This window comes from Ligilactobacillus sp. WC1T17 (genome assembly GCA_900110005.1).
In the GTDB taxonomy this organism is placed as follows: Bacteria; Bacillota; Bacilli; order Lactobacillales; family Lactobacillaceae; genus Ligilactobacillus; species Ligilactobacillus ruminis_A.
On the sequence record FOCC01000015.1, the window covers coordinates 1 to 18,381 of the forward strand.

Sequence of the window (18,381 nt, forward strand, 5' to 3'; positions counted from 1 at the left end):
CGGCCAAACATTGTCCGTATCAATCGGTTCAATGGATGGTTCAACACTTCTTGGCATGTCAGCTGCTGACTTCTCAATCGCATCCGATGGTTCAAACGCACGTACAGATTCAGCAGACAGCTTGATCAAGAAGATTGACGCTGCTATCACAAAAGTATCAGACCAACGTTCAAGCCTTGGTGCCGTACAAAACCGTTTGGATCACACCATCAACAACTTGACTACAACAAACGAAAACTTGTCAGATGCCAACTCACGTATCCGTGACGTTGACATGGCTGAAGAAATGATGAGCTTCACTAAGAGCAACATCTTGGTACAAGCAGCAACATCAATGCTTTCCCAAGCAAACTCCATGCCTAACTCAGTTTTGTCACTTCTTCAAGGCTAATTTGGCAATATCGAAAATACTATGAAATAGTGTTGAAAAAACCGGTAACCTACTTTAAGGTTACCGGTTTTTTTTCGATAATAAGAAGAAGAGGTGAGTTAATGTGGAGACATGGGTCGAAGATTTACCCCAAAAGAAATTTTTTACACGTGTGAGTCAAGATGAATGCCTAGTAACGATTTCCATGCTGATTTCCAACCGAATTGAATCAGTGGAGAAATGTTTTGAATCATTTAGACCGCTCTTAGAGCAGGTACCAAGTGAGTTTATCGTGGTTGATACCGTGGGTGATGAACATTCTGATGGATCTTTAGATATAGCCCGCAAATATGCGGATAAAGTTGTGCATTACAAGTGGGACAATGATTTTGCCAAAGCCCGCAATGCAGGTTTAAAATATGCGCGCGGCAAGTGGTTTATTTACCTCGATGATGATGAATGGTTTGAAAATATTGAACCCTTGATTGATTTTTTCTCAAATCCTAAATTATACAACCAATATACCAGAGTTGATGTGATGGAGCACAGTTTTACATCTGCCAATCAAATTGATTTTGGATCCAATGAATTTGTCCGCATTTCGCGGATCACGCCGGAAAGTAAATTCGTCAATCCGGTACATGAGGTTTTGGTTGATACCCCTAAGGTTGCGGCTTATAAATTATCTGGTACAATCGTTTTGCATACCGGTTATATGGGGCAAAAAGTTAAAGAAAAAGCGCAAAGAAACCAAGAAATTATGCAGGCTGAACTCAAAAAGACGCCGACTAACCTGCACTTATGGCTGCAGCTGATAGCTGGGGCAGGGCGTCCCAAGCCCATCATTGAAATGGCTCAAGAAGCTTTAGATGTGGCTCAAAAATATCAGCTGGTTGATTGGCATTCACAAGTTTATGTAGAAATTTATCTTTATCGCAGCAAGGCTTATGCTAAATTAAAGATGGATGATGAGGTTGAAAAAACCGCTACTGAATTTATCAAGAATTGTGATGATCCTTTTTACCAGGGCATTGTAGCCGAGTTTATGCTGGAAGTTTCACTTAACAGCCGCAAAGATGAAAAAGCAGCTTTGTATTGGTATGACATCTATCAAAAAGCCATTGTCTTTTTGAAAAAGCTGGATAAAACACCGGCACAGATTACTTATTTCTTTGCTGGCGATATTAATACTGATCGGATGTATGTGGCTTTTGAAAAAATTTTAAATGTTTTAAAAGATAAAGAGGATAATCCTTATGCTGACGTGCAAAAGCTAATCAAGCTGACACCGTGGACGGTTGAAAGCCGAAAGCGGCAAGCGGTCTTAGCCTTAGCCTTAAAGCAGGTATTTGCCGAAAATGATCAGGCTTTATTAGAAAACTTAGCTCAAACCAGTCTAAATGATGAAAAATTAAAACCTGAATTTGATAAATCATTAGACATGGTTGATTTAGACCTGGAAACCCAATTAGCCCAACAGCAATTTGATCAGATGGTCCAAAAATTAACGGTCAGTGATGATACTATTTGGCTCAAGCAAAATCGCACCCAAAAGCTGACTTTTGAAGATTTAAAAGCCCACCTCTCTAGTGGAGTAACCGGTGAATATCCAAATGAAAGCCTCATTTGGTTGTGTATCAATAATCAGTTATCGCCACAGCGTTATTATGAAAATGTGGCGGTCGAAAATCTCGACCAAGCGGCCCACTTTTTAGTTGTTAAAGCCGCTAAAAAACTGGAAGAAATGCCTAAAAAAGCGGCTCTTTTGGAAGAAATTTGGGAACCTACCATCCAGCGTAACTACTTTTTGGCGGTTTGGCGCAGACGCTACATGTTCCAAGGTTCAATGCCTTATGAAAGTGTCTTGAGTGAGGCTAGGAAGTATAGTGGCAATATGACTGCTTTTGCCGAAAACTACTATGCTAAAGCACTTTGCCAAGCAAATTCACCGTTACTGCCGGCAGAAGTCCGCTTTGCCTTCTTTTTAAAAGCAGCTTTCGCTTACCAAGAACAGGGGAATTTGAGTCAGTGCTTAGCTGCACTTAATCAGGCGTTAGATGTTTATCCGACGTCAGAAAAACTCATCAAGCGGATTATTCAAAAACTTGACTTAGACCGACGCAAGCAAACTGTCATTAATGAAGAATTAAACAAGCTGGCGGCTCAAGTTAAAGGCCAGATTATTGCTTTAATTGGCCAGGGACAAAAAGAGGCGGCCAGTCAATTGTTAACAGAGTTAAAACAACTGACACCGCAAGATCCTGAAATTACGATGATTGAAAACTTAATTTAAAAGCAAAAAAATAATCATATTTATTTAAAAAAACGGTGCTGATTTTTTGCTATTTTTGTGAAAAAAATAAGTCTTAACCTCTTAAAAAAAGCGGTCAGGGGACCGATTTAAAGTCTAGATATATAAAATGAGTTAATGTTTGTTGGGGTTATCAGATAGATTGCTCTTATATATTTGGAGAGGGGTAATAGGTATGAATTTAGATGGCACAAAAGGAATTTTGCCAATCCAGCCTTTGGATGGTATAAATCAAGTTCAAAAAATCAATACCAATGTTTATGATCCGACTGAAAATACCATCAGGTCTAATACCAGCCGTGATCAAGAGCATGTCAATGTTTATGAATCAACTGCTAAAAAGGCCAATCAAATGGATGAAGATGAGACGGAAACTGATGAAGAAGTCGATGAACAATTAGAAATTATGGCTGAAGAGATTAAAAAGCAGGTTGAAGAAATCAACGACAAAATGATGCATAAAGATATTGGGATTGAATTTAAATTGCATAAGCGGACCAACCGCTATTATGTGCAACTCGTTGATAAGAAAACCGATAAGGTGGTGCAAGAAATTCCACCGAAGCGGGTTTTAGATATGTTAGGCAAGGTCTGGGATGAACTAGGCATTGCCGTTGATAAGAAAGGATAGTGAGCATTATGGCAACAAGTTCAACCAGTGCAACCAGCAGTGTAAGTTCTTCCAGCTACTTGGGGAAGTATACTGGGGTTACTTCTGATACCATTGAAGCATTATTGCAGGGCGATTATAACCGTGAAACAGTCATTAAAAATAAAATCACTACACTGCAAAATGAAACGCAGGCGTGGACTGATATTAGTACGCGTTTAGGTAATTTGACCGAAAAGTTAGAGGCCTTAGAAAAGGCTGACACCTATGGGACTAAGACAAATACGTCAACTGATTCTGATGCAGCTACCATTAAGGGTACTTCCGATGCTATTGAAGGTTCGTATGATTTAGTTATTAATAAATTAGCTACATCAACCCGGATTATGGGGAATACGGTTACAACTTCTTCTGGCAGTAAGCTTTCTTCAACAGCTGATGATTTAGGTTACAGTGGGACTTTGACTTTAACCAATACATCATCAGGCTTGAATGGTGCGACGCAAAGCACCTTGACAGCTACGATTAATGTTAGCGGTACTGATTCTTTAAAAGATATTGCTGATGCTATCAATAATGCCAAGGATACAACCAGCGGTTCAGCTAAATCTTTAGGTATTAAAGCAACGATTGTTGATAACCGTTTAGTTTTGACTTCTTCTGAATCCGGGGCACATGTATTAGGTATTTCCAGCACCAATGATTTGCAAGGTCACTTAGGCCTTGCAGCCAGTGGCAGCACTTCAACGGCGAGTCGGTCGAGCTCGGTTTCTTCTGATGGAAAGATTGAAACAACTGATTATACTTATACGACTTATGGTGCAAGTACTACCATCGGTTCAGCAGCTGAATTTACGTTAGACGGGTTGGCAATGCTGCGTGACAGCAATTCTTCCAGCGATATCGTTGACGGTGCTACCATCGATTTCAAGCAGGCTGATTCAACTAAGACCGTTACTTTGACGATGACTAATGATACGAGTGTTACACAAAAAGCCTTGCAAGACTTTGTTGACCAATACAATAGTGTCATGAGTTTGATTTCAGATGACCTGGATGTTGGTGATCCTTCCAGTAGTAACAACACTACTGGTGATTTAACCGGGGATGTTTCCTTGATTACTTTGCAAGGTAAATTGCAAAGTATGGTTTTAGGCGGTAGTTCGGTTAACGGGGTGAGTGCTTCAACCATTGGTCTTTCTGTCAATGAAGAAGGGACTCTGTCGTTAGATACTAATAAGTTTGCTAAGGCTATGGCTGAAAATCCTGATTCAGTGAAGGATTTCTTCTTTGTCAATACTTCTAGCAAATATGCTACGACTAAGACCGGTACAGGTTATGCAGCTGATTTTACCAGCTTAATTGATACTTATACAAAGACATCATCTTCTTCAACTGGTAAAGGTTTAATTCAAACAATCAAAGAATCAAATGATAATATGATTGACCTTTACAATGACCAAATTGATGACTTAGAAGAGTTAATTTCGAATGAAAGAACCCGTTATACCGCACAGTTCTCAGCTTTGGATTCAGCTATTTCTGAAATGCAGACACAGTTGGCTTACATCACTTCATCCTTGTCATCTTCAAGTTCAAATGACAATTAGGAAGTAATCAAATGAAGACAGTGAATCGTTTAGAAGTTTTTAAACGCGTCTTAGCTAATCTACAAAATTGTGATCACTCTTTGGTTGCGGTACAGCAGATGATTGCTGAAAATCAAAAGCTGTTAGAAACAACTAAAGGGGTAACTTCGCCTTTAGATACCGAAGAGACTAAAATTGCGGAGCAGATTTCAGCGCAATATCAGCAGATAATTGCCTGGGCAGATGAAGAAAAGTTGGAAACATCGCGCCAATTGGGTAAATTAAGTGATGCTAGCCGGATTGCCAAGAGTTATGTCGATGATTCAGCTATGCAATCACGTTTTACTTTATATTACTAGATAAGAGGTAAAATTCATGAATAATCCATATGCAAATAATCACAGAGATGATTATTTGCGCAATCAAGTTTTGAGTGCATCACCAAGCCGTTTAATTGAAATGTTGATTGAACGTGCTATCAAAGATGTTAAGCAAGCTAAAATTGCGTTAGACAATAAAGATATCCAAGCAACTAATAAACACATCTTGCATGCTCAAGATATTGTAACCGAGCTAAAAGCAGATGTTGACTTAAAGGTTGAAGGTGATGTGCCTAAGCAAATTGTTGCCATGTACAATTTATTGGAAAACAATTTGATTCGAGCTAATGTTAACAAAGACCAAGAACATTTAGACATTGCCTTGTCGATGTTGACGGATTGGCTAGATACTTGGCAACAGGTTTCTAAACAAGCCTAAGAAAGCGGGTGAGACCCAGTCTCACCCGTTTTTTTATTAATTTAAATAAATGTGCAATTAACATAAAATTTGCACAAACAGGCGTTAAAAAATTAACAAATCTGTTAGATAATAGACTTATTAAGTTAAAATGAGGGGTGTAGTCATGATTAAAGACGTTGAAACAGGTCAAAAAGTTTTAGAGAGTATTGCAACTTTAAATGAAGCGGCCTATGAATTATATAAAATGGTGCAAAATGACAGTGAGCAAACAGCTGATTTTGTTAAAACCATGCAAACACTGTTTTTAAGCCTCAGAGCCGGTGTCGGATCCTTAGTTAATGAAGAACGCGCGCTTAAGACCGATTTATTGCTGGATAATGCGCTAACGGCTTTAAACCGTGCTTTAAGTTTGGAAGAAAAAAAGGCTCAATTGAAAGTTATCACAAATGAACTAATTCCTGCAGTTGGCGAAAGTTACGTTGACCTGCTCTTTTGGGGGACATGCTACCCGGATAATGACCGGATGTTTGATTATTATAATAATCAGATGCGCGCCTTTTATCCTGCACCAGTACCTGATAAAAAGAGGCATTATAAGTATGACCTGTCCATTGGGGTGATGCTGGTTGATAATTTAGCGCAGGTGAAAAAATGTTTAGAAGCTTTAAATAAAGCGATTCCTGCCAATTTGCGCTGCGAATTTATCCTCTATAATGACGGCTGCGGCCAAGAAGTAGCAGCTTATTTAGACACGTTAGATGCGCCTAATGTAAAAATTATCAACTACAAAAACGCAGTTAAGATGCCAAGTGTGATTTGGCAGCTAGTGGAAGGCAAGCAAGTGCTGTTTTTAACGTCGGCGGATATTTTATATCCTCAAGCTATCAGCAATATGGTTTCCTGCTTAGCCTTTAACGGCCGCATTGGCGCTGTCAGTCCGGTTTTATTGAGCGAAGCAAAAGAAGTGGATGAAACGTCTAATCCATATCTTTACCGGCAAAAGTCAGAACTAAAATCTGATATTATTTTGGCGCGTTCCGATGAAATTTTAATGCCAACGCTTTTGGGAGCTTATTTTCCATTTGCTGTCGAACGCTATAATGTTTATGCTTATCGGGCTATGTCTTTAATTGGACGACGCAATGGTAAATTGTTGGTTGAGGCCGGGGATGCTTATGCTGTGACGAAAGATATTGTGGTGGATGCGGATGCTTTATTAGACGGGATTAAGCCTTTTGAAGATATTTTCGGGATTAATCCTTTACTTAGCCAGAATTTAGCGCAAGATTTGCTGGATACGCTAGATTATGATAAAAAGGAACGTCGGGTTGATATTTTAGGGATTAACAGCGACTTTGGGATTAACCTGCTGGAAATCCAAGCCCGAGTACGCCAAGAATCCCAAAATCTTAGAACCAATATTTATAGTTTAACGGAACAAGATGCCTACGCTAGAGATCTTGAAAGCATTGCTAAAAAGTCCAAATTGGTCAAAAATTGGGCGCAAGATTTCGATAAATGCTTCCCTAATGCCAGATTCGATTATATTTTAATTGAGCATCCTTCCGAAGGCTTGATGAACCTGGTGGTGATGTTAAAAATTTTGGAACGGCTTAAAGATGGCGGTATCTTAGCTATCCACACCTTGGATGAAAAAATGCCTTTAAATGATTATGAACCTAAAAAAGTTGTGGGTGATTGGCAAATCTTATATAAGGATGGCGAATAATTGTGGATAAAAAAACAGCTCAAAAACTTGTACAAGCTGTGGATGAACTAGAAGAAAGCCTCGAGATGCTGGCTTTGAAAAATAACAGCTATATTTTAAAAAAATTAACGCAATTAACGACAAAAAACTTTGCCTTGCTAAAAGAAAAGGCAACTTTAGTGGCAGATGAAAATTATCTTCCCCTGCTAGAAGCTTTGAAAGAAGCTATAGATATGGGAGATGAAGCTCGGGCAAAAAAGCAGGCTGAAAAGCTCAGAGCTTTACTTAAAGCTAAAATTGTCTATCGCGTGCTCTTTTTACCCTATAAAGCGTCCATGTGGGATTCTTTAGAAAGTGTTTGGCTGGCATTTAAGAAGATGCCCAATGTCAAAACGACGGTGATGCCGATTTCGTATTTTGAACTTGATCAAAATCAAATTCCTGTCAAGACAGTCAATGAGCGGGATTTGTTTCCCCAAAATGTACCAACCGTAGCTGAACAAGACTACAATCTTGAAAAAGAACACCCCGATGTTATTTTTATCCATAATCCTTTTGATGCAGGTAATTTAGTGACAAGGGTTTTACCTAAATATTATTCGCGCAACTTAAAAGACGTTTGCGATTACTTGGCTTACGTCCCGTACTATGTCTTTGTTGAGCATAAAACCTTGCCGACTTTATCAGACGTTTTATTTCAAGCCGATGGTTTATTTATGAGTGAAAGTGAAATTAAAGCTTTGGATGCCGAAGCGCAAAAATATTCAGGTGAAAATGAACCTATTCCACTAGAATATCGCGTCTTGATGTTAAACCACATGGTAGCCAGCGGCAGTCCTAAATTAGATAAGGCTAGGCAAGTAACGCGGGAAAACACACCTTTGCCTGAATCGCTAAAAAAGCAGTATCAACCAGGAAAAATTACGGTTTTTTATAATACATCTATCCAGGATATTTTATTAAATGGCCTCGATCAGACCAAAGCCGTTTTTGAGTTCTTTAAAGCTAACCGAGATCGTTATCAGCTGCTTTGGCGTCCGCATCCTTTGCTTTTACAGTCTTTAACCGCAGAGGAGCCTGAACTAGTTGCGGAATATTTGCACTTAAAACAAGATATTTTGACCTTTGGCATTTTAGATGAAACACCTAGTTTATACCCAGCTCTGGCTTGGAGCGATGTTTATTACGGTACAGGCGGATCTTCAGTGACAGAACTTTATCTAGTTTCTGGCAAACCAGTTATTTGCAATAGTCAAAACGGTATTTTCATTGCTGAAGAAAAAGGTGATGCTTCACTACTGGCTAAAGATACTTTATTACCTGAAGAAGACATCTCTTTGCCTACAGTTTTAAAGAGCTTAGCTAATGGTGATTTTATTCCCCGAAAAGCAAGTACCAAGTCGAATAGTGGCCAATTTATCGCCAATTATGTGCTCGATAAGATGAAGTTATAGGTGGCAGCTATTATGGAACCTTTACTAAGTGTGATTGTTCCCGTTTATAATGCGCAAAAATATCTTTTGGCCTGTTATAACAGCTTAAAGCAGCAAACCTATCCTAATTTAGAATTTATTTTTGTAGATGACGGTTCTACTGATGCTTCTTTCAAGCTTTTATGCGATTTAAAAAAACGCGACAGCCGGGTAAAAGTTATCAGCCAAACCAATCAGGGCCAAGTTTTGGCGCGTAAAGCGGGATTAGCGGCAGCTTGCGGCGATTATATTGCCTTTATGGATAATGATGATACCTTGCCGGCGGATGCATACCAGCTTTTAGTGGAAAATGCCAAGGCCAGTCAAGCTGAGATTTCGATGGGGTCTTATTATCAGCTTTTGGATCAAAAAATCTTAAAAACATTTATACAGGGATTAGGTTTTGTTTCAGGACAAGCCAAAGCAGCTGACAAACATGATTTTGAGATTAAATCAGCCTATGAAGTATTGAGTAATTTAAATAACAATCAAGCTCAAGCAAGATATAGCGGCCTTTTGTGGGATAAAATTTACCGTAAAGAGGTTATCAGAGAAGCTTTTTTACAGGTTGATACCCGGTTGAGAATCGGGGACGATATGGTGTGTTTGTTTGAAGCTTTGTTAAATGCGACTACCGTAGCGGTAAGTACGGTGCCGGTTTATTATTATGCAGCTACGCCGACTGCTTATTCGCGGACGCGACACACGCTTAAAAAGTCATATGCTAAGTTGATGTATCAAAATTTGCTGGCTTGTTTGAAATTACATCAGCTGCAAAATGATGTCATCCTGTTAAAACAAGTAAGACTATGGACTATCCGCAACCTTTTATATTTTGAATATGATAAGTTAAGTACGCTTGAAGGCATTTTTCCTTTTGATGGTGTCAAAGCTGGTGAGCGGATATTACTGTACGGAGCTGGTATTTTGGGACAGGCAATCTGGCGGATTTATGCCAAACCAAATAAGTATCACTTAGTGGGCTTGGTTGATAAAAAAGCAGACGCATATAGCGGGGATGTCAAACCTTTGGCATTTATCAAGGACGTGTCTTTTGATAAGTGCTTAGTGTGTTTATTTACCCAGCAGTATTATCCAAAGATTAAAAAGGACTTGCTTAAATTGGGAGTTTCTGAAGCTAAAATTTGCTTTATTGACTACCAAATGTTACTAAAAGTTGATTTGGTGCAATTATTTAAAAAAATAGATTAAAAAGGTGGATTTTTATGGAACAACCTTTAATAAGTGTTATTTGTGCTCTGTATAATGGGGAACGCTACTTAGATGAATTTATGGCATCTTTGCTCAAACAAACTTATACTAATTTAGAGTTCATCTTGGTGGATGATTATTCCAGTGACCAAACACATGCCAGACTGGTAGCTTATGCAAAATCAGACCAGCGGATTCGGGTTTTTTCAATGCCTTACAATTCGCTGACGCAAGCACGCAAATTAGGTTTTGACCAGGCCCGCGGGAAATATGTCAGTTTTGTCGACTGTGATGATATTTTAGAGCGTGATATGTATCAGCTTTTAGTTGAAAATGTCTTAGCAGCCAAAGCACAAGTGTCTATCGGGTCAAGTTTTCATTTTATCGGTGATCAAATTGTCCAAACGATGGTGCAAGGACAGGGGCTTATGCCTGGAAAACATCTTGGGGCCAATAAAAGAAAAGTCCTGACAGGCTTTAAAGCAGCCCAGTTTCATCAAGGAGCAATTGGTGCCGGTATTAATCCTTATACTGCTGTTTTGTGGGATAAACTGTTTGCGCGGGATTTAATCGCTGCTTGTTACCAGCAATATGATTTTAAGCTTGGCATGGGTGAAGATGTTGCGCTTTGTTTTAGTGCCCTCGTTAAAGCGCAAACAGTTGTTGTAACGCCTAAAGTTGTGTATCGATTAAGACTGCACCAAAAGTCAACAACACAAAGTGTGGCTTATCGGCAAAATTTAAAAATCAAAAGAGCATACCGTTACATGAAACAATGCTGCCAAAATACACCTTGCCAGGCACAATTAGAAGCACAGCTTGATTATTATTTTAAATATGCCATCTTTACCTTTAATTATAGGATATTAGAACGTGTACGACCTTTATATCCTTTTAACGTCAAAAAAGGAGCACGTGTTTTGCTTTATGGGGCAGGCTTATTTGGCCATAAGTTGTTTGAATATGAGCAGCAGGCAGAGTATGTGCAGGTTTTAGGAATGGTTGATAAAAATAAGAAAGTTGAAAATACGTATACCATTTCCGATTTGAAGCAGCTGGCTTACGATTATATTTTAGTTACTATTTTCAATGACCAGCTTTATCCGGATATTTTGGCTGATTTGACCCAAGCTGGAGTTGATTTTCAAAAAATTAAATTCATCAAAGATCCTTTTTGGAAAGATTTTACTTTAGATGAAATTTTAACTGATGAAGATTAAAGAAAAGGTGTGGAAATATGGGAAAAGATCCTTTAGTTAGCGTAATTTCTTCTATTTACAACGGTGAAAAATGGCTTGATGGTTTTATGGAATCTATCCTTAATCAAACTTATCCCAACCTAGAAATCATTTTGGTTGATGATGTTTCCAATGACAATACCTATCAAAGATTACTGGAATATGCAAAAGAAGATTCGCGCATTACGGTTTTACAGATGCCATATAATTCGTTGACTTGCGCCCGTAAATTAGGCTTCGACCATTCGCATGGGAAATATATCAGTTTTGTAGATGTCGATGACATTTTGGAATTAGATATGTACGAGACTTTGGTAACGAATGCCGAAAAGAGTCAAGCTCAAGTCTCCATCGGCTCTTGTCTACTATTTAGCGATGATAAAGTTTTATGGACTTCGCTTGCGGGACAAGGGGTAGTTCCTGATAAAAAGGTCGTTTCTAATCAGATGCAGGTTGTAGCAGGAATTGAGGCAGCACATTTTTATAAAGGACCATTGCATGGCAATACGACGATATATAATCCTTTGTTATGGGACAAGATTTTTAATCGTAATTTAGTTGAAAAATGTTACCACAATTATGATTTTGAACTTATCATGGGGGAAGACCTTGCTATGTGCTTTGATATGTTGATTAATGCAGAAAAAGTCGTTGTAACATCTAAAATTGTATATGATGCTCGCGCAAATCCTAATTCAACGTCGCATAGTAGTGAATATCGCAATAATTTGCATTCACGTCACTTATATGATTATTTGACGAATGTCTATCAAGACCTACCTAAAAAAGTCCAAGCAACATTGGCAACTCAAAGAGACTGGTTTATTAAATATCAGCTGTTTAACATGAATTATGGTATTTTAGAACGGGTCAGACCCCTGTACCCATTTCACGTACAGCATGGGCAAAAAATCGTTTTGTATGGAAATGGGATGCTTGGACACAAGCTTAGGAATGTGAATGCAAAAGAAAAGCACGTGCAAATTGTAGGTATTATTGATAAGAATTCTAATGAACCCGGTATTTATGGGATTGACGATGTTTCGAAATTAGACTACGACCAAATTCTGGTAACTGTATTTAACGATAAATATTACGCGGATATTTTAGCTGATTTGACCAAGGCAGGCGCAGATCCAAGTAAGATTCAATTTATCGAGGATCAAAATTGGTCAGACCTTGACTTAGATAAAATTTTAACTGCTGAAGATTAAGTTGGAAGTGAAAAAATGAAAGTTGTTATTTTAGCGGGGGGCTTTGGTACCCGCATTAGTGAAGAATCACAATTTAAACCCAAGCCCATGGTTGAAATTGGCGGCAAGCCTATTTTATGGCATATTATGAAAGAATATCTGCATTATGGGTTTGATGATTTTATTATCTGTGCTGGCTATAAGCAAGATGTGATTAAACGGTATTTTGCTAATTATTATTTGGAAAATAGTGATGTCTCCTTTGATTTTCGCAATGAGGAAAAGAAGGTCATTTACCATAGCAATGCTGAAAAATGGAAGGTTACCGTCATTGACACTGGCTTGAACACAATGACAGGCGGACGGTTAAAACGCATTCAGCCTTATATTGGTGCTGAACCCTTTATGATGACTTACGGTGATGGCGTTTGCGATGTACCGTTAGATAAATTACTCGAATTTCACCAAAGTCAGGGCAAGATGGTTACCATAACGGCTGTTAAACCTGAAGGAAGATTTGGTATTTTAGATCTTGAAGGCAACCAAATAGAATCATTTAGAGAAAAAAGCCAAGATGATGTCGGCTATATCAATGGCGGCTATATGGTGTTAGAGCCGGAAATCTTTGACTATATTGCTGGCGACGCTACAACATTTGAACGTGAACCGCTTGAAAGGGTGGCAGCTGAAGGCCAATTGATGGCATTTAAACACAGTGGTTTTTGGCAATGCATGGACACCATGCGCGACCGTAAAAAATTAGAAACGCTTTTAGCTCAAAATAAAGCACCATGGAAAGTGTGGGAAGACTAATGAAGCTTGATTTTTACCGCGGGAAAAAAGTTTTAGTCACAGGTCATACCGGCTTTAAGGGTTCTTGGCTTTGTCAAATTCTCTTAGGGACTGGAGCCAAGGTGGTTGGCTATAGTTTAGAAGCTCCAACCAAACCTAGTTTATTTGAATTAGCTGGTTTAGATGCAAAGATGACAAGCGTCATTGGCGATGTACGTGATTTTGACCACTTAAAGCAGGTCTTTGACGACTTTAAACCAGAAATAGTCTTCCATCTGGCTGCGCAACCACTTGTTAGAGACAGTTATGCGAATCCACGTTATACCTATGAAACAAATGTCATGGGTACCGTGAACCTGATGGAGTGTGTGCGCTTGACTTCTAGTGTTAAGTCGGTGTTAAATGTGACGACTGACAAGGTTTATCATAACAACGAATGGGTTTATGGTTACCGCGAAAATGACCCTTTAGATGGTTTTGACCCCTATTCTAACAGTAAGAGCTGTTCTGAGCTTGTAACCCATAGTTATAAGGCCAGCTTTCTTGATGAAAGAGGAGTGGCAGTCTCAACCGCACGGGCTGGTAATGTGATTGGTGGCGGCGATTTTGCTAAAGATCGAATCATTCCTGACTGTGTCAGACATGCTTTAAAGGGTGAGCCCATTATTGTTAGAAATCCTCATTCCACTAGACCTTATCAACATGTTTTGGAACCGCTTTTTGCTTATTTGATGATTGCTGAAAAGCAATATGAGGCTTCAAAGTTTGCCGGTTATTATAACGTTGGCCCTGATGACGGTGACTGCCTAACGACAGGTGAGCTTGCAACGCTTTTTTGCCAAGCTTACGGTCATAGTATGACTTGGGAAGACCATTTCGAAGGCGGAGTACATGAGGCTAATTTCTTAAAACTTGACTGTTCGCTGATTAAGCAGGTCTTTGATTGGCAGCCGACCTGGCATATTGAGCGGGCAATCAAAGAAGTTGTGAACTGGACTAACGTATACCGCAAAAAAGGCGATATCGAACTAGAAATGAAGCGTGAAATCGAAGCATTTATGGAGGATAACAGATGAAAAAAGTCATTGTTAGCGGTGCTAATGGTTTTGTCGGCAGCCATACCGTTAAATATTTACTAGACCAGGGAGTAGAAGTAGTTGCTTTGTGTCACGCGGGACATTGTGACCATTTGCCTCAAGCGGCTAATTTAACTGTAGTACCTTTTGACCTGCATGATGTCAAACAAAGCTTAGCTGATATTTCGGTCAGTGATTATGACGTCTTTTACCATTTTGCCTGGGATGGATCAGCCGGGACAAAAAGGGCAGATACCAAGTTGCAATTAGCCAATGCGCAATGGACGGTGGAAACACTAATTGAAGCTAAGAGACTTGGTTGCAAGAAATTTGTTGGTGCCGGAAGTATCATGGAACACGAAACGATGATTGCGGCTTATACCAATGGCAACCGTCCAGGCCTTGGATACATTTATGGTGCAGGCAAAACCGCAGCCCATATGTTGTGTATGTCAAAGGCCAATGAATTAGGGATTGACCTTGTTTGGGGCGAGATTACTAATGCTTATGGTGTAGGTGAATTAAGTCCTCGAATGGTGAATACGACTTTGCGCAAATGTTTAAAGGGTAAAAAGCCGCAGTTTACCGCCGGAACGCAAAATTATGATTTTATTTATATTGATGATGTTGCGCGCGCCTTTTATTTGTTAGGCCAAAAGGGTAAAGCTTTCCATGAATATGTCATTGGCAGCGGACAAGCCAAGCCGTTAAAGGAATTTTTACTGGAAATGAAGGAAGCTGTGGCGCCTGATTTAGATTTTATCTTTGGTGATGTACCTTTTACGGGTATCAATTTACCTTTGGAAACTTTTGCGACAGAACAAACCTTTTTGGATACCGGTTTTAAAGCACAAGTTAGTTTTGGCCAAGGCACGCAAAAAACATATGCTTGGCTGGCAAGTTTGGAGGAAGAATAATGCAGCAATTTGAATTTAAAAAAACAGCCATTGAAGGACTAATTGAAGTCACACCTTTTAATGCGGATGATATCCGGGGATGCTTTACCAAAGATTACTCCAAAGAAATTTTTGAAGCCAATGGCATTAAATATGATTTAGCTGAAATTTTTTACACAACTTCACACAAGGGCGTCATCAGAGCTTTGCATTTTCAACGGGAAAAACAGCAGCCTAAACTGGTGCGCTGCATTTATGGGCATGTGTATGATGTGGTTGTTGACCTCAGAAAAGATAGCCCGACCTATAAGAAATGGCTAGGTTTTGACTTAGTGGGCGACTTGCATAATGAAATTTTAGTTCCAGCCGGCTGCGCTCATGGCTATTTGGTTTTAGAAGAACACTCCATTGTATCTTATAAGTGTTCCGAAAAATTCTACGGCGAATATGATGGCGGTATTAAGTGGGATGACCCCGATATTCAGGTAAAGTGGCCGCTAGAAAAAGTCGGTGGCATAGACCAGGTTATTTTAGCGCCTAAAGATCAAAACTTGCCGACCTTAAAAGAATTTATTGCAGAATATGGGGCATTTTAATGGACTTTTTAGTAATTGGAGCCGGGCTTAGTGGAGGCGTCATCGCTCGTCAGCTGGCTGAACAAGGACATCAAGTAACTATTTGGGAAAAAAGAAAACAAGTCGGCGGTAATATGTATGATTACCGCGATCAGTACGGCATTTTAGTACATAAATACGGTCCGCATACCTTTCACACTAAAGAAAAAGCTTTGTATGATTATATGTGCCGCTTTGAAAATTGGGAACCTTATCAGTTGACGTGCGGAGCTTTTATTGAAGGTAAATTTACCCCGACGCCCTTTAATTTCCAAACGATTGATGATTATTATGAACCTCAAAAAGCGCAAACGTTAAAAGAACATTTAAAGGAATATTTTAAAGGCAAAACGCAAGTAACGGTGGTTGAAGTCTTAGCAGCCAAAGACGATTTAATCAAGGAATATGGCCAATTTTTGTTTGACCAGGATTATAGTTTGTATACTGCTAAGCAATGGGGGATTTCAGCGCAAGCAGTTGACCCCAGCATTTTAAAGCGGGTACCTTTGAGACTTTCTTATCAAGAAGGCTATTTTGATGATTCTTACCAAGTAATGCCGAAACATTCCTATACGACTTTCTTCCAAAACCTGCTCCAGCATCCAAATATTAACGTTAAGCTGGGAATTGATGCGCTTGACCATCTCGAAATCAGTCAAGATAAGGTACTTTTGGACGGTAAAGCCACAGATAAAATCATGATCTATACCGGAGCTTTGGATGAATTGTTTAAGCAAAGTCTAGGGCCGCTGCCATACCGGTCGTTAAAATTTGTCTGGAAACATGAAGCAAGGTCCAGCCTGCAACCTTATCCGGTGACGGCCTATCCTAAAGCACCAGGTTATACACGGATTACGGAATATAACAAGCTGCCATTGCAAAAAACATTGGGGACAACATATGCAGTCGAATATCCGCTGTTATACCAGCCGGGGACGGTTCAGGAACCGTATTATCCGCTGCTTACCAAAGATAGCATCAAAAAAGCCCAAAGCTATCAAGCACGTGCCTTAAAATTGCAGAATTTTTATTTTTGCGGGCGGCTAGCTGATTTTAAATATTACAATATGGATCAGGCTTTAAAGCGGGCTTTAGACCTGGCGTGCAAGATTGGACGTGAGCTTGATGAATGAACCATTAATCAGCATCATTATTCCCGTTTATAATGCTGAACACACTTTGAAGCGGGCCGTTGAAAGCCTCAAAGCTCAAACTTATCCTAACTTAGAATTTATCTTTGTTGATGATGGTTCAACAGATTCATCATATGATATTTTGGCAGCCTATGCTAAAACAGATCAGCGCATTAAAGTATTAAAGCAAAAAAATGAAGGTCAAAATAAGGCACGCTTTACCGGCCTTAGGGCTAGTTCAGGCCAATATATCGGTTTTATGGATAATGATGATTATGCCAATCCCCAAATGTATGGGCGTTTAATGAAGGCAATAACAAAAGATGACGCCCAAATTGCAGTTTGCTCTTATCAGCAGACAATGGGAGCTAAAATTATCAAAACTTTTATTCAAGGCAAAGGCTTATTTAAGGGAGACCACAAAGTTAGCGGCACAGCTGATATTTCAGGAACGGCTTTTTTGGAAAAAATGCATAATCCAACAGATGGCAAAGCCTATTTCAGCGCTGTCTTGTGGGATAAGCTCTTTGACCGAAAGCTTATTTTAAATGCTTTTGAACACTTTGATTATGAGGTTAAATTGGGCGAAGATGTGGCGCTGTGTTTTGAGACTTTCTTAAAGGCTAAGCGGGTAGCAATAATCAATGATCCTTTATATTATTGGGAAATGAATCCGCACTCTGATTCGCACAGCTCAGCTTACCTTGAAAAAATCTCTTATCAAAAAACCTACCAGTATCTAAAAAAAGTTATTCGCGCTAATAACGGCTCTGATGCGGTTTTACTGCAAGCTAAGATCTTTATCATGTGGTCGTTGTTATTATTCGGTTATGATATTTTGGATTACCAAAAGCAGCTTTATCCTTTCAACTTAACATCGCCTAAAAAAGTGGTCTTGTATGGAGCAAACTACTTAGGCAAGGCTATTTATCAGCATTATCAGTCAAGTAAAACCTATCAAATCGTAGGATGGGTGGATAAGAATGCACAAGCCTATGGTCCAGAAGTTAAGTCTTTAGCCAGCTTAGCAAAGCTTGATTATGACAAAATTTTGGTTTGCTTATTTACCCCAGCTTATTTTGAGGATATCAAGGCTGATTTGCAAACCTTAGGTGTTGATTTACACAAAGTTATCTTTATTGATACCAAAGCTTTATTTAGCAGCCAATTAGACCAAATAAGTTAAAAAAGTGTTCAAAAATTTGCTTGAATTCGTTATTAAGGATGTAAGCTTACATGGTTTGATCTTTAAAAAATCCGGCTGGGGGAGTTGTGATTTTTAAAGTTGAAAACTTTTTAGAAATTATATCTGGAGGGTTTTTAATGAAAACATTTAAATTAGCGGTGGTAACCAAAGTTAAGTGCTTTAAGCAAAAGATCGAATTAAGTTATGTTGTTAAAAAAGGATAGGGGGAGTAAGGCTTAA

General features: G+C 39.1%; 17 protein-coding genes. All 17 read left to right on the forward strand.

The features are described from left to right. Positions 1 to 391 (forward strand): flagellin (locus BMX26_RS08300; RefSeq protein WP_412771413.1); only part of this gene is annotated, 391 nt, incomplete at its 5' end. A gap of 103 nt (positions 392 to 494) precedes the next feature. Continuing rightward, positions 495 to 2,663 (forward strand): glycosyltransferase, encoded by a 2,169-nt coding sequence (locus BMX26_RS08305; protein ID WP_075530965.1) that lies wholly within the window; start codon positions 495 to 497, stop codon positions 2,661 to 2,663. 193 nt (positions 2,664 to 2,856) lie between these two features. After that, positions 2,857 to 3,312, forward strand: a complete 456-nt coding sequence (locus BMX26_RS08310) for a flagellar protein FlaG (protein ID WP_075530966.1) — start codon at positions 2,857 to 2,859, stop codon at positions 3,310 to 3,312. 8 nt (positions 3,313 to 3,320) lie between these two features. Then, complete coding sequence (gene fliD / locus BMX26_RS08315; protein ID WP_075530967.1) at positions 3,321 to 4,901, forward strand: flagellar filament capping protein FliD; 1,581 nt, start codon at positions 3,321 to 3,323, stop codon at positions 4,899 to 4,901. Between the two features lie 11 nt (positions 4,902 to 4,912). Continuing rightward, the gene (locus BMX26_RS08320; RefSeq protein ID WP_075530968.1) at positions 4,913 to 5,239 is read left to right on the forward strand and encodes a hypothetical protein; all 327 of its coding nucleotides are present in this window, start codon (positions 4,913 to 4,915) and stop codon (positions 5,237 to 5,239) included. Positions 5,240 to 5,255: 16 nt separating this feature from the next. After that, positions 5,256 to 5,639: a flagellar export chaperone FliS gene (gene fliS, locus BMX26_RS08325; protein WP_075530969.1), complete on the forward strand. Its 384-nt coding sequence runs from the start codon at positions 5,256 to 5,258 to the stop codon at positions 5,637 to 5,639. Positions 5,640 to 5,784: 145 nt separating this feature from the next. After that, positions 5,785 to 7,350: a glycosyltransferase family 2 protein gene (locus BMX26_RS08330; RefSeq protein WP_075530970.1), complete on the forward strand. Its 1,566-nt coding sequence runs from the start codon at positions 5,785 to 5,787 to the stop codon at positions 7,348 to 7,350. Between the two features lie 2 nt (positions 7,351 to 7,352). Further along, entirely contained in the window at positions 7,353 to 8,783 is a 1,431-nt protein-coding gene (locus tag BMX26_RS08335; protein ID WP_075530971.1) for a hypothetical protein, read from the forward strand. Positions 8,784 to 8,795: 12 nt separating this feature from the next. Then, complete coding sequence (locus BMX26_RS08340; protein WP_075530972.1) at positions 8,796 to 10,013, forward strand: glycosyltransferase family 2 protein; 1,218 nt, start codon at positions 8,796 to 8,798, stop codon at positions 10,011 to 10,013. A 14-nt stretch (positions 10,014 to 10,027) separates the two neighbouring features. Further along, on the forward strand, positions 10,028 to 11,233 hold the full coding sequence (locus BMX26_RS08345) for a glycosyltransferase (RefSeq protein WP_075530973.1): 1,206 nt from the start codon (positions 10,028 to 10,030) through the stop codon (positions 11,231 to 11,233). A gap of 17 nt (positions 11,234 to 11,250) precedes the next feature. Then, positions 11,251 to 12,465: a glycosyltransferase gene (locus tag BMX26_RS08350; RefSeq protein ID WP_075530974.1), complete on the forward strand. Its 1,215-nt coding sequence runs from the start codon at positions 11,251 to 11,253 to the stop codon at positions 12,463 to 12,465. Between the two features lie 15 nt (positions 12,466 to 12,480). Beyond that, positions 12,481 to 13,257, forward strand: a complete 777-nt coding sequence (gene rfbF, locus BMX26_RS08355) for a glucose-1-phosphate cytidylyltransferase (RefSeq protein ID WP_075530975.1) — start codon at positions 12,481 to 12,483, stop codon at positions 13,255 to 13,257. Then, positions 13,257 to 14,312 carry a CDP-glucose 4,6-dehydratase gene (gene rfbG, locus BMX26_RS08360; RefSeq protein ID WP_075530976.1) on the forward strand — a complete coding sequence of 352 codons (1,056 nt, stop codon included), beginning with the start codon at positions 13,257 to 13,259 and terminating at the stop codon, positions 14,310 to 14,312. Before rfbF ends, rfbG begins: the two co-directional genes overlap by 1 nt. Further along, positions 14,309 to 15,229 (forward strand): NAD-dependent epimerase/dehydratase family protein, encoded by a 921-nt coding sequence (locus BMX26_RS08365; RefSeq protein WP_075530977.1) that lies wholly within the window; start codon positions 14,309 to 14,311, stop codon positions 15,227 to 15,229. Before rfbG ends, BMX26_RS08365 begins: the two co-directional genes overlap by 4 nt. Further along, complete coding sequence (gene rfbC / locus BMX26_RS08370; protein ID WP_225355239.1) at positions 15,229 to 15,804, forward strand: dTDP-4-dehydrorhamnose 3,5-epimerase; 576 nt, start codon at positions 15,229 to 15,231, stop codon at positions 15,802 to 15,804. The genes BMX26_RS08365 and rfbC overlap by 1 nt, the downstream gene beginning before the upstream one ends. Next, a complete protein-coding gene (gene glf, locus BMX26_RS08375) occupies positions 15,804 to 16,955 on the forward strand; it encodes a UDP-galactopyranose mutase (RefSeq protein WP_075530978.1) in 1,152 nt (383 codons plus the stop codon). Before rfbC ends, glf begins: the two co-directional genes overlap by 1 nt. Next, positions 16,948 to 18,141, forward strand: a complete 1,194-nt coding sequence (locus tag BMX26_RS08380) for a glycosyltransferase family 2 protein (RefSeq protein ID WP_075530979.1) — start codon at positions 16,948 to 16,950, stop codon at positions 18,139 to 18,141. The genes glf and BMX26_RS08380 overlap by 8 nt, the downstream gene beginning before the upstream one ends. Positions 18,142 to 18,381: the final 240 nt, after the last annotated feature.

What these genes read in the sequence shown, in the direction of transcription:
- BMX26_RS08350 (WP_075530974.1), top strand. Translation starts at nt 11,251, where the DNA reads ATGGGAAAAGATCCTTTAGTTAGCGTAATTTCTTCTATTTACAACGGT.
- fliS (WP_075530969.1), top strand. Translation starts at nt 5,256, where the DNA reads ATGAATAATCCATATGCAAATAATCACAGAGATGATTATTTGCGCAAT.
- rfbF (WP_075530975.1), top strand. Translation starts at nt 12,481, where the DNA reads ATGAAAGTTGTTATTTTAGCGGGGGGCTTTGGTACCCGCATTAGTGAA.
- BMX26_RS08380 (WP_075530979.1), top strand. Translation starts at nt 16,948, where the DNA reads ATGAATGAACCATTAATCAGCATCATTATTCCCGTTTATAATGCTGAA.
- BMX26_RS08365 (WP_075530977.1), top strand. Translation starts at nt 14,309, where the DNA reads ATGAAAAAAGTCATTGTTAGCGGTGCTAATGGTTTTGTCGGCAGCCAT.
- BMX26_RS08340 (WP_075530972.1), top strand. Translation starts at nt 8,796, where the DNA reads ATGGAACCTTTACTAAGTGTGATTGTTCCCGTTTATAATGCGCAAAAA.
- fliD (WP_075530967.1), top strand. Translation starts at nt 3,321, where the DNA reads ATGGCAACAAGTTCAACCAGTGCAACCAGCAGTGTAAGTTCTTCCAGC.
- rfbC (WP_225355239.1), top strand. Translation starts at nt 15,229, where the DNA reads ATGCAGCAATTTGAATTTAAAAAAACAGCCATTGAAGGACTAATTGAA.
- BMX26_RS08330 (WP_075530970.1), top strand. Translation starts at nt 5,785, where the DNA reads ATGATTAAAGACGTTGAAACAGGTCAAAAAGTTTTAGAGAGTATTGCA.
- rfbG (WP_075530976.1), top strand. Translation starts at nt 13,257, where the DNA reads ATGAAGCTTGATTTTTACCGCGGGAAAAAAGTTTTAGTCACAGGTCAT.
- BMX26_RS08345 (WP_075530973.1), top strand. Translation starts at nt 10,028, where the DNA reads ATGGAACAACCTTTAATAAGTGTTATTTGTGCTCTGTATAATGGGGAA.
- glf (WP_075530978.1), top strand. Translation starts at nt 15,804, where the DNA reads ATGGACTTTTTAGTAATTGGAGCCGGGCTTAGTGGAGGCGTCATCGCT.
- BMX26_RS08320 (WP_075530968.1), top strand. Translation starts at nt 4,913, where the DNA reads ATGAAGACAGTGAATCGTTTAGAAGTTTTTAAACGCGTCTTAGCTAAT.
- BMX26_RS08310 (WP_075530966.1), top strand. Translation starts at nt 2,857, where the DNA reads ATGAATTTAGATGGCACAAAAGGAATTTTGCCAATCCAGCCTTTGGAT.